Annotated in this window: 17 protein-coding genes; 9 read left to right on the top strand and 8 right to left on the bottom strand. The window is 61.1% G+C overall.

What is annotated here, in order from left to right; translation table 11 throughout:
• Window positions 1-131: 131 nt before the first annotated feature.
• From GUY40_RS20615 to GUY40_RS20600, 4 genes are all read right to left on the bottom strand, one after another.
• The gene (locus tag GUY40_RS20615; RefSeq protein WP_166570757.1) at window positions 132-2,219 is read right to left on the bottom strand and encodes an LTA synthase family protein; all 2,088 of its coding nucleotides are present in this window, start codon (window positions 2,217-2,219) and stop codon (window positions 132-134) included.
• Between the two features lie 303 nt (window positions 2,220-2,522).
• Entirely contained in the window at window positions 2,523-2,714 is a 192-nt protein-coding gene (locus tag GUY40_RS20610; RefSeq protein ID WP_166570756.1) for a PLDc N-terminal domain-containing protein, read from the bottom strand.
• Window positions 2,715-2,773: 59 nt separating this feature from the next.
• The gene (locus GUY40_RS20605) at window positions 2,774-3,304 is read right to left on the bottom strand and encodes a hypothetical protein (RefSeq protein ID WP_166570755.1); all 531 of its coding nucleotides are present in this window, start codon (window positions 3,302-3,304) and stop codon (window positions 2,774-2,776) included.
• Window positions 3,305-3,366: 62 nt separating this feature from the next.
• On the bottom strand, window positions 3,367-3,888 hold the full coding sequence (locus tag GUY40_RS20600; RefSeq protein WP_166570754.1) for an ankyrin repeat domain-containing protein: 522 nt from the start codon (window positions 3,886-3,888) through the stop codon (window positions 3,367-3,369).
• A 314-nt stretch (window positions 3,889-4,202) separates the two neighbouring features.
• Between GUY40_RS20600 and GUY40_RS20595 the strand changes: the two genes are divergently transcribed.
• Window positions 4,203-4,475, top strand: coding sequence for a DUF3509 domain-containing protein (locus GUY40_RS20595; RefSeq protein WP_166570753.1), 273 nt, complete (start codon window positions 4,203-4,205; stop codon window positions 4,473-4,475).
• A 147-nt stretch (window positions 4,476-4,622) separates the two neighbouring features.
• Here the strand turns inward: GUY40_RS20595 and GUY40_RS20590 are convergent, their stop codons facing one another.
• The 3 genes from GUY40_RS20590 to aroC are packed head-to-tail and all read right to left on the bottom strand — an operon-like array spanning window position 4,623 to window position 7,442.
• The gene (locus GUY40_RS20590) at window positions 4,623-5,168 is read right to left on the bottom strand and encodes an acireductone dioxygenase (RefSeq protein WP_166570752.1); all 546 of its coding nucleotides are present in this window, start codon (window positions 5,166-5,168) and stop codon (window positions 4,623-4,625) included.
• Window positions 5,168-6,319: an MFS transporter gene (locus tag GUY40_RS20585; protein WP_166570758.1), complete on the bottom strand. Its 1,152-nt coding sequence runs from the start codon at window positions 6,317-6,319 to the stop codon at window positions 5,168-5,170. Before GUY40_RS20585 ends, GUY40_RS20590 begins: the two co-directional genes overlap by 1 nt.
• 31 nt (window positions 6,320-6,350) lie before the next feature.
• Window positions 6,351-7,442 (bottom strand): chorismate synthase, encoded by a 1,092-nt coding sequence (gene aroC, locus GUY40_RS20580; RefSeq protein ID WP_166570751.1) that lies wholly within the window; start codon window positions 7,440-7,442, stop codon window positions 6,351-6,353.
• 135 nt (window positions 7,443-7,577) lie between these two features.
• On the opposite strand from aroC, the gene GUY40_RS20575 reads away from it, so the two are divergent.
• Both GUY40_RS20575 and GUY40_RS20570 read left to right on the top strand, forming a co-directional pair.
• Entirely contained in the window at window positions 7,578-8,540 is a 963-nt protein-coding gene (locus tag GUY40_RS20575) for an alpha/beta hydrolase (protein ID WP_166570750.1), read from the top strand.
• Window positions 8,541-8,645: 105 nt separating this feature from the next.
• The gene (locus GUY40_RS20570) at window positions 8,646-9,443 is read left to right on the top strand and encodes a hypothetical protein (protein WP_166570749.1); all 798 of its coding nucleotides are present in this window, start codon (window positions 8,646-8,648) and stop codon (window positions 9,441-9,443) included.
• A gap of 64 nt (window positions 9,444-9,507) precedes the next feature.
• On the opposite strand, the gene prmB is transcribed toward GUY40_RS20570, so the two are convergent.
• Window positions 9,508-10,416, bottom strand: coding sequence for a 50S ribosomal protein L3 N(5)-glutamine methyltransferase (gene prmB, locus GUY40_RS20565; RefSeq protein ID WP_166570748.1), 909 nt, complete (start codon window positions 10,414-10,416; stop codon window positions 9,508-9,510).
• A gap of 188 nt (window positions 10,417-10,604) precedes the next feature.
• Between prmB and GUY40_RS20560 the strand changes: the two genes are divergently transcribed.
• The 6 genes from GUY40_RS20560 to GUY40_RS20535 all read left to right on the top strand — a co-directional run bounded on the left by GUY40_RS20560 (window position 10,605) and on the right by GUY40_RS20535 (window position 14,979).
• Window positions 10,605-11,195 (top strand): cysteine hydrolase family protein, encoded by a 591-nt coding sequence (locus tag GUY40_RS20560; RefSeq protein ID WP_166570747.1) that lies wholly within the window; start codon window positions 10,605-10,607, stop codon window positions 11,193-11,195.
• 105 nt (window positions 11,196-11,300) lie between these two features.
• Window positions 11,301-11,621, top strand: coding sequence for a hypothetical protein (locus GUY40_RS20555; protein WP_166570746.1), 321 nt, complete (start codon window positions 11,301-11,303; stop codon window positions 11,619-11,621).
• 56 nt (window positions 11,622-11,677) lie between these two features.
• On the top strand, window positions 11,678-12,235 hold the full coding sequence (locus GUY40_RS20550) for a Smr/MutS family protein (RefSeq protein ID WP_166570745.1): 558 nt from the start codon (window positions 11,678-11,680) through the stop codon (window positions 12,233-12,235).
• 69 nt (window positions 12,236-12,304) lie between these two features.
• The gene (folE, locus tag GUY40_RS20545; RefSeq protein ID WP_166570744.1) at window positions 12,305-12,850 is read left to right on the top strand and encodes a GTP cyclohydrolase I FolE; all 546 of its coding nucleotides are present in this window, start codon (window positions 12,305-12,307) and stop codon (window positions 12,848-12,850) included.
• Window positions 12,851-12,915: 65 nt separating this feature from the next.
• Entirely contained in the window at window positions 12,916-13,284 is a 369-nt protein-coding gene (locus tag GUY40_RS20540) for a glutathione S-transferase N-terminal domain-containing protein (protein ID WP_166570743.1), read from the top strand.
• Between the two features lie 504 nt (window positions 13,285-13,788).
• Complete coding sequence (locus GUY40_RS20535) at window positions 13,789-14,979, top strand: benzoate/H(+) symporter BenE family transporter (protein ID WP_166570742.1); 1,191 nt, start codon at window positions 13,789-13,791, stop codon at window positions 14,977-14,979.
• Window positions 14,980-14,984 lie beyond the last annotated feature (5 nt).

The following is a 14,984-nucleotide window of genomic DNA, read 5'->3' as shown; positions in this document are numbered from 1 at the left end:
GATGGGCTGCGCAGCAGCCCCTGAGGCCAGTAAGATCTGCGACTCAGCCAGCGAGTGCGGGTGATTTCAGGATCGCCGGGGCTGCTGCGCAGCCCATCGCGGCCAGGTCCGCTCCTACATGAGGTAATCGGTCAGTTCGGCGTGCCGTCAACCACCCCGGCGGTGTTGTCCATCAGGCTCTTGGTCGCGGTCTGGATGAAGGACTCCAGCTTGCGCTGAAGATCGGTTTCATCATGAGCGCTCTGGATCAACTCGCCATTGGGTTGCGCGCCCAGCTCGTAGCGATAGACCCGTGGCGGCATTTCCTTGGGTTCGACCAACAGACGATCGCCGGTGATGATCGCTACCGTCTGGTCGCTGCCCGACGGTTTGATCACGGCAAAGCCCTTGTCGCCTTCCGGCAGGTTGAGCAGGTCACGGCCCCAGCACTGGTGACGGGTTTCGCCACCCAGGCGACCCATGATGGTCGGCACGATATCGACCTGCATGCCCACGGTGTGGTTACGCTCGCCGAATTTCTCCTGGATGCCAGGCCCGATCAACAGCAACGGCACGTGGAAACGGCCCAGGTCCATTTCGGTGATCTGTTGGCTGTTGCCGAAACCGTGGTCGCCGACAACCACGAACAGCGTGTCCTTGAAGTACGGCGCCTTGCGGGCCTTCTCGAAGAACTGACCGAGTGCCCAGTCGGAGTAGCGCATGGCCGTCAGGTGCTGGTTGAGCGTGCCCTGGTCGGTGACCGGCGCCACCGGCAGCTCTTTGGGCAGTGCGTACGGGGTGTGGTTCGACAGAGTTTGTAGCAAGGCATAGAACGGCTTCTTGCCGTAGTTATGCTCCAGCTCCTGGGCCGCACGGTCGAACATGTCCTGGTCGGAAACGCCCCAGGTCGAGTCCGAGAACACCGGGTTGACGAAGTCATTGCGGCCAATGAACGTGGTCATGCCCTGGTTGCTGAAGAAGCCCGACTGATTGTCCCAGGCGAAATCGCCGTTATAGATATACACGTCGTCGTATTTCCGTGCACTCAACAGCTCCGGCAGGCCCGACAGCTTGTGGCTGCCTTCCGGCGTTTGCATCAGGTACTCGAAGCCCGGCAGGTTCGGGAAGCACGCCATGGTGGCGAACATGCCCTGGTGGGTGTGGGTACCGTTGGAGAAGAAATGGTCGAACAGCAGGCCTTCTTTGCTCAGCTTGTCGAAGTACGGCGTGATGTTGGCATTGCTGCCCAGCGCGCCGACGGAGTGGCCGGCAAAGCTCTCCATCAGAATCACCACCACGTTGCGAATCGGCAGGGTGTTCTGTTGGGGCGGCAGGAAGTCACGGCGCACGGCGGCGCTTTCGGCGTCTACCAGCGTGTCATTCGGGGTCAGCAGCAGGTCGCGGACGGTCTGTTGCGCCTCTGGCTGCGGCAAGGTGGCCTTCCAGATATTGTCGCGCTCTTCGGAGATACGGCTCTTGGCGGCACCGATCAAGCTCAGGGTGCCATTGAGGCCGAGCTGGTTGGCGAAGTTCGAATCAGTGGTGTAGGCATCACCCCAACGCAGCGGCGGGCCCTGGCGCAGGGTGCCACGAGCGGAGACCACGGCAATCAGCAGGCACAGCACGAATACGCCGCCACGCACGTACCACGGTGCAACCGCGCGGGCACCGGCAATCGACGCACCATACGGGCTGCGAGGCCGGGTCAGGCGGTCGATACCCTTGAACACCAGGCTCAGCAGCCAGGTCACGAACGCCCACGCCAGCAGGTAGCGAACCACCGGGAAGCCGTGCCAGAGCATGCTCAGCACGGTCTTCGGGTCTTCCTTGACGTACTGGAAGACCAGGCCGTTGAGGCGCTGGTGGAACTCGCGATAGAAGTCCATCTCCATCAGGCCGAGGAACAGCGCGATGCTGGAGGTAATGGTCAACCAGAAGCGGAACAGGCCACGCGCGGCCATGGCGCGAGCACTGAAGATGGCCAGCAGCAGCGGCACGCTGAGGTAGACCACCAGCCGCAGGTCGAAGCGCAAGCCATTGATGAAGGCCTCGACAAAGGTCATCGCCGGGGTGGCGCCGATCATCTCGCGGTTATAGATCAGCAGGGCCAGGCGCAGCAGGCTGAGCATCAGCATGATGACCAGGCCACTGAGCAGCGTGTAGGCCAGGTGCGATTTGAGAGTCGGTTGCAGCAAGCGCGACGAGGCCCGCTGCTGACTCAAGGCGTCCGTATTAGCCATGGGGTTAGAAGATCCGTTGGACAAGTTGAAGTGGCGTGTTTCAAGCGAAGCGACAGATGGTGCACCATCGCCGGGGCGCTGCCCAGCCATTTGTGGGGAAGAAAAAAGCGCGCGGGGATTCTGGGCAATAGCGTGTGAAAATTTCGTTGTAACAACCGCCACGGCAAGGCAGCTCATGGCTCCTTGCAGTGTCAACTCAGTGCAAGGTTCAGTCGTTTCCCGGCCTGTGGACTTTTTCGTGGTAATGGCGAGTAACAATACCGTAGGCAGCGAAGTGCTTGCCCAGGCTCGCCGGGCAAGTGATCACAGGCGCACGTCCCCCCTGGGACCCGCGATGGCCCAGATGATCAGGCCTAATACCGGCAGCAGCAAAATCAACAGCACCCATAGAATCTTGATGCCGGTGTCGGCACTGCTTTTGAACACATTGATGATGGCCCAGATATCGAGGACAAGAATGATCAGGCCAACCAGGCTATTGAACGTTGAACCCATGTGACACTCCTGAATGATGGCACGCCAGATCAGGATAGCCGGTTACGCAAGCAGCCGGGTTAAACGTGGATGGCGACCTTCAGCGCTTCCAGGGCAGGCGCGGCGGCGATGCCAACTTCGGCGCTCAGCTCCAGGACGCGTGGCAGGTCATCGCCAAAGACCAGCACCATTTGCAGTTCGTCATCGAGCAACTGGCTGAAGTTGACCAGTTGGTAGCCACCCCGGTCCTTGCTCATGCTGCTCATTTGTACCTGAATACGATTCAGCGCCGTCAGCGCCTCGACCTTGTTCAGTTGCTTGGGCTTGATGTTGAAGCTGATGTCCTTGCCGAACGAATCGATGATCTGCTGCAGCAGATCAGCGTAGGTGTCAGCCTGGAACAGCACGGTATCGGGCAGGCTGCCGACCACCAGCCACTCTCCCAGCGGGATCGGGAACGTGTCGTCGTAGTTGATATCCGGGTTGGCCGCAAGAAAGGCCTGCGGATCGGCATAGGCCTGGGCGGCTTCGTCGGCGATCCGTTCGATGTCTTCGTCACGCAGGCAGCCCGAGCTGATTTTGCCAATGAGTTCGACCAGTTGGTTTTTCATGCGTGCCGCCTGCAACAAAGCTAAAAAGGGCGCAAAGGATAGCCGCAATCCGGTCTTTTGGGTTAACCGATCAAGCGCTCGAGCCGGGCTGCGGTGTCTACTGCGCCCATGGCTTTGGCCGCTCCCAGGGCAGTGATGCCTTGGGCGTCCTGGCGCTGCGGGTCGGCACCCTTGCTCAGCAGGTAGTCGACAATCTCGATGCGGTTGAACATCGCCGCCATCATCAAGGCGGTACGGCCGTCGGGCCCGGCGCCATTGACGTCGTTGCTCGCTTCGACCAGCAGCTTCACGACCGGCAAATCGCCCTTGAACGCAGCGCCCGCCAGCGGGCTCTGGTTTTTGTCATTGAGAAGGGTCGCGTCGGCCTTGTATTGGAGCAGCACCCGCACGGCGTCCGCATGACCATGGTAGGCGGCGAGCATCAACAGGGTGTCGCCCTTGTGGTTGCGCAAGTTGGGCGGCAAGCCCTTTTCCAGCAGACGCTCGAGCATGTCGGCATCGCCACTGCGGGCGACATTGAACACCTGCTCGGCAAATTCAGCGGCTTCGTCTGCGTTCATTTGCTGTGGCTGGTCGTTTGACATGGGCTGCTCCTGCGGCTGTGCAAAGAATGAAGTCTGCGCAGGCACTGATACCGGGGTCAACAGCCAGACGCTATGAGGCAATCGCAACGGAATTAATTGGGCAAGGGCGGTTCAATAGAATAGGCGCTGCGAAATCGCCGGGTATGATCCTGCAAAATGCAGGGCTGGCTAAAGCGACTCATGCAAAATGCACGACCCGCTACCGTTGCTATTTTTTTAAATAGTTGATTTATAAATAGTTTTTAAAAAATCCAGGCTGGCACAATCGCTGCAACTGCTTCCTTACGCTTAACCACAAGAGCTAAGGAGCTGATATGGACCTGATCCAGCAAAAATTCGCGTCGGTGTTTTCCGCCTATGAGGTCACCACCCTGGCTCGCCCTGACGGCGGCATCCTGCTGACCCTTCGCAGCACCGAAGGCAAACAGATCAAGCGCTCGATTTCCCATAATCAGCTGCACTCCTCCGAACAGCTGTCCTGGGCCATCAACGCCATTCGCCGCGACTTGGCCGAGCAGGCCAGCGAACTGCCAGCGATTTCGATGCTGCAAAGCCAGAACCGCTTTGCGTTGCCGACGTATCACTAATTCCGCGGCACTCTCAAAAGCCGAGAGGGAATTGTGGGTGCGGTTTTATCCGCGAATTGACTCACCACCGTCTGTCGGGTGCGGCTATTCGCGGATAAATCCGCTCCCACATAAAGCTCCCACCTAAAATTGCAGTGTGACGAAAGGTCAGTCATCGAGGCCCGGGAAGCGGCTGGCGATGTCTTCGCTGGTGAAGTTTTCCACCCCACCCTCAGCGTCGTTGAACAAGCGAATGACGACAACACGCGGATCCTCACCCACATCCAACCAATGCACAGTGCCAGCCGGTACCGAGATCAGATCGTGTTTCTCGCACAACACGGCGTAGACGTAATCCTCGATGTGCAGGTTGAGCAGCCCGCGGCCCGCCACGAATAAACGTATTTCGTCTTTGCCATGGCGCTGCTCTTCCAGATGTTCGGCGCGCAGCTCGGCCTTTTGCGGCTGCTCGCCATGGACGCTGATGACCTCCACGTTTCTGTAGCCACCCTCAGTCATCCATTGATCAATCTGCCCCTGATAGGCTGCGATCACCTCTTGCTGGCTGGCACCGGGCTTGATCGGTGTCGTCGCCTGCCAACGCTCGAAACGCACGCCGTGCTCGGCCAATGTCGAGGCAATGTCCTCGACATGAGTCAGGACCTTGTTGGGGATATCCGGGGTCGACAGGTGATATACGCTCAGGCTGCTCATCAGGTTTTCTCCTTCATTCGGGTCGCAATCATAACGGCTGCAGCCAATGCTGCGATGGCAGCAATACTAAAGGTTACCGTGGGGCCCAGCGTGTTCCAGCTGTAGCCCGAGTACAGCGCGCCCAAAGCCCCGCCAGTGCCCGCCAATGCTGCGTACAACGCCTGCCCCTGACCTTGCTGGCGAGAGCCGAAACTACGCTGCACGAACTGGATGGCCGCCGCATGAAAACTGCCAAAGGTCGCCGCGTGCAGCACCTGGGCAAACAGCAGCACCCAGAGATGCTCGGCAAGCGTGCCCAACAAGGCCCAGCGCAATGCCGCCAGCAGGAAGCTGTACAGCAACACCCGCCGCACCGAGAGCCGCGCCAGAATCCAGCTCATGGCCAGAAACATCAGCACTTCCGCCACCACTCCCAGCGCCCAGAGCATGCCGATCACGCCACGGCTGTAGCCCAGGTGTTCCAGGTGCAGGGTCAAAAAGGTGTAATACGGCCCATGGCTGAGCTGCATCAGCGCCACACAGCCATAGAAAGCCAGCACCCCGGGGCTGGCCAGTTGCCGCAAAAAGCCCTCGCCCGCCGGCCGGTCGCCCTGCGCGGGGGGTTGGGCATTCGGGACCCAGAGGCTGCTGACCACGATCCCGGCCATGACGGCCACCAGCGCCAGCGGATAGATATCCAGGCTAAGCCATTCGAACAGCCGGCCCAGGCCCACCACGGTGAGGATAAAACCGATGGAGCCCCACAGCCGGATCTGGCTGTAGCGCGAGGTTTGCCCCTGCAGATGGGCCAGGGTAATCACTTCAAATTGCGGCAACACCGCATGCCAGAAGAACGCATGCAGGGCCATGACCATCGCCAGCCAGGCGTAGCTCTTGCTGACAAAAATCAAAGAAAAGGTAAACAGCGTGCAGACCGCGCCAAAGCGCACGATCGCCAGGCGTCGCCCGGTGTAGTCGCCCAGCCAGCCCCACAGGTTGGGCGCCACGCAGCGCATTAGCATGGGAATGGCCACCAGCTCACCAATTCTCGCGCTGGAGAAACCCAGGTGATCGAAGTACAGCGCCAGAAAAGGCGCCGTCGAACCGAGCAAGGCGAAATAGAAGAGGTAGAAGCTGGACAGGCGCCAGTAGGGAATCGCCACGGCGGTCAGGCCACCGTGGCGCGGATAACGCAGTCGTGCATCAAAGCTGGCCCAGTACCGGCGTGTTCACTCGCACATCGGCGTTCTGGCCGCGATGGCGCAGCAGGTGGTCCATCAACACGATCGCCATCATCGCTTCAGCGATTGGCGTGGCCCGAATGCCGACGCATGGGTCATGACGGCCCTTGGTGATGACCTCGACCGGGTTGCCATCGACATCGATGGAGCGGCCCGGGGTGGTGATGCTGGAAGTCGGTTTGAGCGCCAGGTGCGCGACAATCGGCTGGCCGGACGAAATACCGCCAAGAATGCCGCCGGCGTTGTTGCTCAGGAAGCCTTCCGGGGTCAGTTCGTCACGGTGCTCGGTGCCGCGCTGGGCGACGCTGGCGAAACCGGCACCGATCTCGACACCCTTGACCGCGTTGATGCTCATCAGGGCGTGGGCCAGCTCGGCATCCAGACGGTCGAAGATCGGCTCGCCGAGGCCCGGCATCACGCCTTCGGCCACAACGGTGATCCTGGCGCCGACCGAATCCTGATCGCGACGCAGCTGGTCCATGTAGGCCTCCAGCTCCGGGACTTTGTCCGGATCAGGGCTGAAGAAGGCATTTTGCTCGACCGACTCCCAGGTCTTGAACGGAATCTCGATCGGCCCCAGCTGGCTCATGTAGCCACGGATGGTGATGCCCTGGCTGGCCAGGTATTTCTTGGCAATGGCGCCAGCGGCGACGCGCATGGCGGTTTCCCGCGCGGAGCTGCGGCCACCGCCACGGTAATCGCGCTCACCGTACTTGTGGTGGTAGGTGTAGTCGGCATGGGCCGGGCGGAACAGGTCTTTGATCGCCGAGTAGTCCTTGGACTTCTGGTCGGTATTGCGGATCAGCAGGCCAATGGCGCAGCCGGTGGTGCGGCCTTCAAAGACGCCGGAAAGGATTTCGACCTCGTCGGCTTCCTGGCGCTGGGTGGTGTGGCGGCTGGTGCCAGGCTTGCGCCGGTCCAGGTCGTGCTGCAGGTCCTGCAGCGACAGTTCCAGTCCTGGCGGGCAGCCGTCGACAATGGCGACCAACGCCGGGCCATGGCTTTCGCCAGCGGTGGTGACTGTGAACAGCTTGCCGTAGGTATTGCCGGACATGCAGGACGCTCCGAAAAATCAGCCTGAAAAACCAAAGGCGCCAGTATACGCAGGCTAACCGGCCAGTTCATCCCTCCGTGCGCGAACCTTGTGCGAATCGGTGAGTCCAACCGTCACCTTCTCGATAGTAGCTTGATGATGTTGCGTTTCTTCGCCCTTGTGCTTTTGTTCTGCAGTAGCCTGCTTCAGGCCGCTCCCAGCGTGCTGCAACGCCCGATTACGCTGGACACCGGCAGCGGCATGCTGGCTGGCACGCTGCTGTTGCCGCGCAGCGATAAACCGGTGCCGGTGGTGCTGTTGATCGCCGGTTCCGGTCCCACCGACCGCGACGGCAACAACGCGCTCGGTGGCGGGCGCAATGACAGCCTCAAGCGCCTGGCCTTGTTGCTGGCCAACAACGGCATCGCCAGCGTGCGCTATGACAAGCGCGGTATCGCCGCCAGTCGCGCGGCCGGGCCGGATGAACGCTTCCTGAGCGTCGAGGGTTATGTGGCCGACGCGGTGGCCTGGGGCAAAAAGCTTCACACCGACCCGCGCCTGGGCCCGCTGATTCTGCTGGGCCACAGCGAAGGTGCGCTGATTGCCAGCCTGGCGGCTGAATCGGCGGGCGCCCAAGCGGTGATTTCGCTGTCCGGCTCCGGGCGCCCCATCGATGCGGTATTGCGTGAACAGCTGCACGATCGCTTGCCGCACCCGCTGCTCAAGCGCAGCGAACAGCTGATCGACAGCCTCAAGGCCGGCTGGGTCGACACCCACGTCCCGGACGACTTGCAGGTGATCTTCCGCCCCAGTGTGCAGCCTTACCTGATCTCACTGTTCCGGCAGGACCCCGCCGCCGCCTTCGCCCGCCTGCAAATGCCTGCACTGATCGTACAGGGCCGCAACGACATCCAGGTCAGCGTCGACGATGCCGAACGACTCAAGGCCGCCAAGCCGGATGCGCAGCTGGTGCTGGTCGATGGCATGAACCATGTCCTGCGCATCGTGCCGGAGGACCTGCAGTCGCAGCTCGACTCCTACAAAAATCCCAACCTGCCGCTGGCCAGCATCTTGGCCCAGAGCCTGGTGAGCTTTATCGAGGCGCTGCCGAAAAAGTGAGGGGTTTGCGGCGCGCCGGGCTCCAGTCCTGAGCGCATCGGCCGATAAGCCGGGTGCTGGCTGTGCAAATACGGTCGGCGCGCCGCGCAGAATAGGATCGCCGTGATGACTGACGCCCCAACCCGGGAAAACCCCGAAGACCTCGCCAAGGAGCCGGACGCCGCAGGCGTCACGCTGCCCTGGGCGGATGTGTTGCCCGAACAGTTCCAGATGCTGCGCCTGGCGCCCCTGCCCATTGACCGCAGCAGCGGCGCCCGGCCGTTACGCTTTGTTCAGCACGGCCGGGCCGAACGCCACAGCAAGGAACGCAGCCTGCTGCGCCAGGATATCCAATTGCCGGGGCAACGGGTGCGCAAGGAGCAGAACCACCTGGATGTGTGGGTCGATCACGCCACCCGCCGCGTGTATCTCGACCCGCAAACCGGCCTGCAGATTGAGCCGGTCAACCGTGGGCTGGGGCGTTTCCTGCTGGCTCAGGGGATTCTCTGGGCGCAGCGCCGCTGGCCCCAATACCGCATCGACGGCGCGGCCTTGCCGAGCAAGGACGGCCTCAACGAAGACACCCGCCTGCGCCGCGACCATGTGTTGAATAGCCTGGGCCTGACCGTCGAGTACGCGGATGCGCAGCACCTCAAAGGCAGCTACGGCGATGCCCAGGTCGGCGAATTGATCGCTGGCTGGAACAGCGAACGGCTGCAAGTGGTCGAGATTCTGGACGCATCGAGCATGCTGCAGCAGGCCGATCACACCCTTCTGGAACAGGAAGTAAAGCTGCGCGAACAGGAAGAACGGATCAACCAGTACCGCCGTGAAGACGGCGGCCTGCGCTTCACCATTACCTGCCTGGTGGCGTTTGCGGTGTTTCAGGCGGGGTTGCTGATCTGGATTGCGACGCACCGCTGAATGCATGGTGAGGCCATTCGCGGGCACCACGGTGCGCCTGACACGCCGCAGCGCCCGCGAAGCTTTAAACCCGGGAAGCAAACAACGCCTGATGCTGCCGGCACTGCTCCGCCGTCAACATGAACACCCCATGCCCGCCCCGCTCGAACTCAAGCCAGGCAAAGTCCACTTCAGGGTACAGCTGCTCCACATGCACCTGACTGTTACCGACTTCGACGATCAACAGCCCTTTCTCATTCAGATGGTCTGCCGCTTCGGCCAGCATGCGTCGCACCAGGTCCAGGCCGTCGTTGCCGCAGGCAAGACCGAGCTCCGGTTCGTGATGGAATTCTTCCGGCATGTCGGCGAAATCCTCGGCATCGACATACGGGGGGTTGGAGACGATCAGGTCGAAGCGCTGGCCGGGCAACCCTTCAAAGCCATCACCCTGAACGGCATAGACGCGCTCTTCCTGGCCGTGACGTTCAATGTTCTGGTTCGCGACTTCCAACGCTTCGAAGGACAAATCACCCAACACCACTTCAGCGTGCGGGAATACGTCGGCGCAGGCGATACCGATGCAGCCCGAGCCGGTGCACAGGTCCAGGATTCGCGCAGGCTCCTGGGCCAGCCACGGCTCGAAGCGTTTTTCGATCAACTCGCCAATCGGCGAGCGCGGGATCAGCACCCGCTCATCGACGATGAACGACATGCCACAGAACCACGCCTCACCAAGCAGATAAGCGGTCGGGACGCGCTCCTCGATGCGGCGCTTGATCAAGCGCTGGATATTGACCAGCTCGTCATCTTCCAGGCGGCAATCGAGGTAGCTGTCGGCGATCTCCCACGGCAGGTGCACGGCGCCCAGCACCAGCAACCTCGCCTCGTCCCAGGCGTTGTCGGTCCCATGCCCGAAAAACAGATCTTCCTTGTGGAAACGGCTGACAGCCCAACGGATGTGGTCGCGCAACGTGCGCAGGCGAGAAGTGATCACGGCAGACTCCTTGAAATACGACCGCCGATTCTAACAGCGATACCGCGCAAATGATCCCCGCGCAGCGGCTTTCGGCTTTCCTCCAGATGGCTGCAAGCCAGTAACGACGCTGCTTGCAAGCGAAGCGGTTCACATAAGTGCTCCAGCAGAGGAGAATGTCCCAAAAGCCCTACTCACAGGAGCCCCCGATGTCCGTTCCAAAGACGATGTTTCAACTCAGCGGTCGAGGTTATCCACCGGCCCAACTGAGCCATGCCACACTGGTCATTATCGATGCGCAAAAAGAGTACCTGAGCGGGCCTCTGGCGCTGTCTGGCATGGACGAAGCCGTGGCCAACATTGCCCAGTTGCTGGCCGCTGCACGCACCGGCAAACGACCGGTTGTCCACATTCGTCACTTGGGAACCGTGGGCGGCCTGTTTGACCCACAAGGCTATCGTGGGGAATTCATTCCTGAGCTCAAACCCCAGGGCGATGAGCGCATCATTGAAAAACGCCTGCCCAACGCCTTCAACGGCACTGGCCTGGACAAACTGCTGCAAGACCTTGGGCATCTGGATGTGATCGTCTGCGGCTTCATGAGCCACTCCAGCGTCAGCACCACCGTGCGCGCGGCCAAGGATTACGGTTATCGTTGTACACTGGTGGAAGATGCTTGCGCCACCCGCGACCTGCCCTTCAAGGATGAAGTGATTGCCGCGGCGCAAGTGCAGCGCACGGAAATGGCAATCATGGCGGATAACTTCGCCAGTGTTGCCTTGACCAAAGACCTGATTTAACGCCGCCTATCCGATAAAGCCCGCCGGGCTGGCGAAAACGCCCGGCAGCCGGAACCACCTTGGCACCAGACGGTCGAAGGCCCGATATCCATAGAGGAAATCGGAATGAAGTTATCCGATGGTTTCGACGCTCGGCGCCTGCGTGCCAAAGAACCGAGCAACTGGCGCATGCGACTGGGCGCTGGCTTCTCCGCCCTGCTGGCGACCCTGGGCGTACTGCTGGCCATGGCCGGTGCGGCGAGTCTGCTGGGCCGTCCGCCCGCCTTGGGCGAGCTGAACACCAGCCCGATGGGCGCCGCGCTGATCCTGGTCCTTGGCCTGGTGCTGCTGTGGGTGGGAATCCGCCTGTGGCGCGTCTGCAGGCTGCGCATGCGTCGCGGCCGCGAGCTGAACCTGGCGCCCCACTTGATGAAAAAACACGATTGAGCGGCCCAGCCTTCAGGACGAGTCGCGTAAACTAGCCCTCCCTGGCGGAGGCTTACATGCAAGACGACGATTTTTCCCTGTTCAAAAGCGAAATGCGCGGCGTAAAGCCGATCACGCATGATCGCGCTGACACCGGCAAACCCCGGAGCGATCGCAAGCAGCTGGCGACATTGCGCCAGGCGGCGACCGTTCGCAGCAATGCCACCACCGTCGACGGCCTCTCCGACCAATTCGTCATCGATGTCGGTCCGGAAGATGAACTGCATTGGGCCCGCGATGGTGTGCAGGAAGGCCAGATGCGCAAGCTCAAGCTTGGGCAGATCGGTTTCGAGGGCAGCCTTGATTTGCACGGCATGACCGTCGAGAAAGCCCGCGAGACGCTCTGGGCATTCCTGGCCGAGGCCACCCGCTTTGAAGTACGCTGCGTGCGCGTGACCCACGGCAAGGCCGTACGTCTGGATGGCAAGCGACCGCTGATCAAAAGCCACGTCAACACCTGGCTGCGCCAACACCCGCAAGTGCTCGGCTTTTGCTCCTGCCAGGCCCGTCACGGCGGGGCTGGCGCGGTCTACGTGATGCTCAAGCGAACCATGCTTGAAGGTCGCGACGAATAACACCGTACTTGCAGCGCAGTCACAGCCGCCGTAACCTTCGCGTTTGCGAAAAAAACCACAGGTAGATCCATGTCCCTGGAACAGAACTACACCGCGATTCTCGGCCAGCTCGGCGAGGATGTGTCCCGCGAAGGCCTGCTCGACACGCCAAAACGTGCCGCCAAAGCCATGCAGTACCTTTGCCGCGGTTATGAACAAACCCTGGAGCAGGTCACCAATGGTGCCCTGTTCAGCTCCGATAACAGCGAAATGGTGCTGGTCAAGGACATCGAGCTTTACTCGCTGTGCGAACACCACATGCTGCCGTTCATCGGTAAAGCGCACGTTGCCTACATTCCCAGCGGTAAGGTACTGGGCCTGTCGAAAGTCGCGCGTATCGTCGATATGTACGCTCGCCGCCTGCAAATCCAGGAAAACCTCAGCCGCGAGATCGCCGAGGCCGTCCAGCAGGTCACCGGCGCCGTGGGCGTGGCCGTGGTCATCGAGGCCAAGCACATGTGCATGATGATGCGCGGTGTCGAGAAACAGAATTCAACGATGATCACCTCGGTGATGCTCGGCGCGTTCCGCGACAATGCGGCCACCCGCAGCGAGTTTCTCAGCCTGATCAAGTAATTTGCAGCACACCAAAACCCGGCCTCTTCAAGGTCGGGTTTTATTTTATCGGAGGTTTTTACAGCATGATCGTCAAAGCGCTGCGCGTTGGCCTGGGCCAGCTCATTGTATTGCTCGACCTGATCACCCGCCCACGCAAGCAAAAGCGTTCGCCAGCCGATCAGGCGAAAGTGGAGCAAGCGGCCAAGGGCCTGGCCCTGTACCAGTTTCATGCCTGCCCCTTCTGCGTAAAAACCCGCCGTAACCTGCACCGCCTGAATGTGCCGGTGGCACTGCGTGACGCCAAGAACAACCCACAGGATCGCCAGACCCTGCTGGAACAAGGCGGCAAGATCAAGGTGCCGTGCCTGCGTATTGAAGAGAACGGGCAGACCACCTGGATGTATGAGTCCAAGGTGATCATCGACTATCTGAACAAGCGGTTCGCTGCCTGACAGTATTCAAAAGCATTCGCGGCTGTCCGGCGATCCGGCAAGCCCTGCCACATGTCCCGCTCCACATCCGTGGGGTGGCATTTGTAGGAGCCGGGCTTGCCCCAATGCCAGTCAGTTAAGGCATTGAACGACGCAAACCCTGTGGGAGCGGATTTATCCGCGAATGAAAACACCGCGGTTTATCAGGCATTGCGCGGCGCCTACATTCGCGGATAAATCCGCTCCCACATGCTCTGCGCCTTAACTGACTGGCATTGGGGCTTGCCCGCGATGAACGATGACGCGCAATGCCTGAAATACCGCGATTGTTTTAACTTTGTACATGCCTTCCCCCTCTCTCGTGCCGGCGAACGACCGCATACGAAAATGCAACCGCAAATGCCAAGGCAGCGCAGCAACCAGCGTGCGGACTGTACGGCAGATTGCGCAGATCGCTGTATCGCAATAACCCCGCGCTCTCGCGTTAGCCTGAAACGCTGCTGAAACCCGTACAAGGATTGCCCGATGAGCAACGCCGCCCCTGCGCAATTGCGCCCGCTGGCCGACACTTCACCCTCTGCCGTGGTCGCAGGCTTCATTGCCATGATGACCGGCTACACCAGCTCGCTGGTGTTGATGTTTCAGGCCGGGCAAGCCGCCGGGCTGACCAGCGCGCAAATATCATCCTGGATCTGGGCGCTGTCGATCGGCATGGCGGTGTGCAGCATCGGCTTGTCGTTGCGCTATCGCACACCCATTACTGTGGCCTGGTCCACCCCGGGGGCGGCGCTGTTGATCACCAGCCTTGGCGGCGTCAGCTATGGCGAAGCCATCGGGGCCTATATCACCTGCGCGGTGCTGGTAGTGATCTGCGGGCTGACCGGCAGTTTCGAGCGACTGGTCAAACGCCTGCCCTCCTCCCTGGCGGCTGCCCTTCTGGCCGGCATTCTGTTCAAGATCGGCAGTGAGATCTTTGTCGCGGCGCAACACCGCACGGTGCTGGTGTTGGGCATGTTCTTCACCTACCTGCTGACCAAGCGCGTGTCGGCGCGTTACGCGGTGCTGGCGGCCCTGCTGGTGGGCACGGCGCTGTCCGGGGTGCTGGGCTTGCTGGACTTCAGCGAATTCCACCTGGAAGTCGCCACACCGGTGTGGACGACGCCGTCCTTCTCGCTGGCGGCGACCATCAGCATTGGCATCCCTCTGTTCGTGGTCGCCATGACCTCGCAGAACATGCCCGGCATTGCCGTGCTGCGCGCCGACGGCTACAACGTGCCCGCTTCACCGCTGATTTCTGTGACCGGGTTCGCTTCGCTGCTGCTGGCCCCCTTTGGCTCCCATGGCATTAACCTGGCCGCCATCAGCGCCGCCATCTGCACCGGTCCTCATGCCCATGAAGACCAGGGCAAACGCTACACGGCCGCGGTGTGGTGCGGGATCTTCTACGGTGTGGCCGGTATTTTCGGCGCCACGCTGGCGGCCCTGTTTGCAGCCTTGCCCAAGGAGCTGGTGCTGTCGATTGCCGCGCTTGCCCTGTTCGGCTCGATCATGAATGGCCTGAGCGTGGCCATGAACGAACCCAAGGAGCGCGAGGCCGCATTGATCACCTTTATGGTGACGGCCTCGGGTTTTACCCTGTTTTCCATTGGCTCGGCATTCTGGGGCATCGTTGCGGGCATCTTGACCCTGCTGATCCTGAACGGGCGCAAGGCCTGAGCCGC

It is taken from the genome of Pseudomonas sp. R5(2019) (genome assembly GCF_009905435.1).
Taxonomy (GTDB): domain Bacteria; phylum Pseudomonadota; class Gammaproteobacteria; order Pseudomonadales; family Pseudomonadaceae; genus Aquipseudomonas.
Note: the sequence above shows the minus strand (reverse complement) of the source record. Positions and strands in the feature narration are given on the sequence as shown.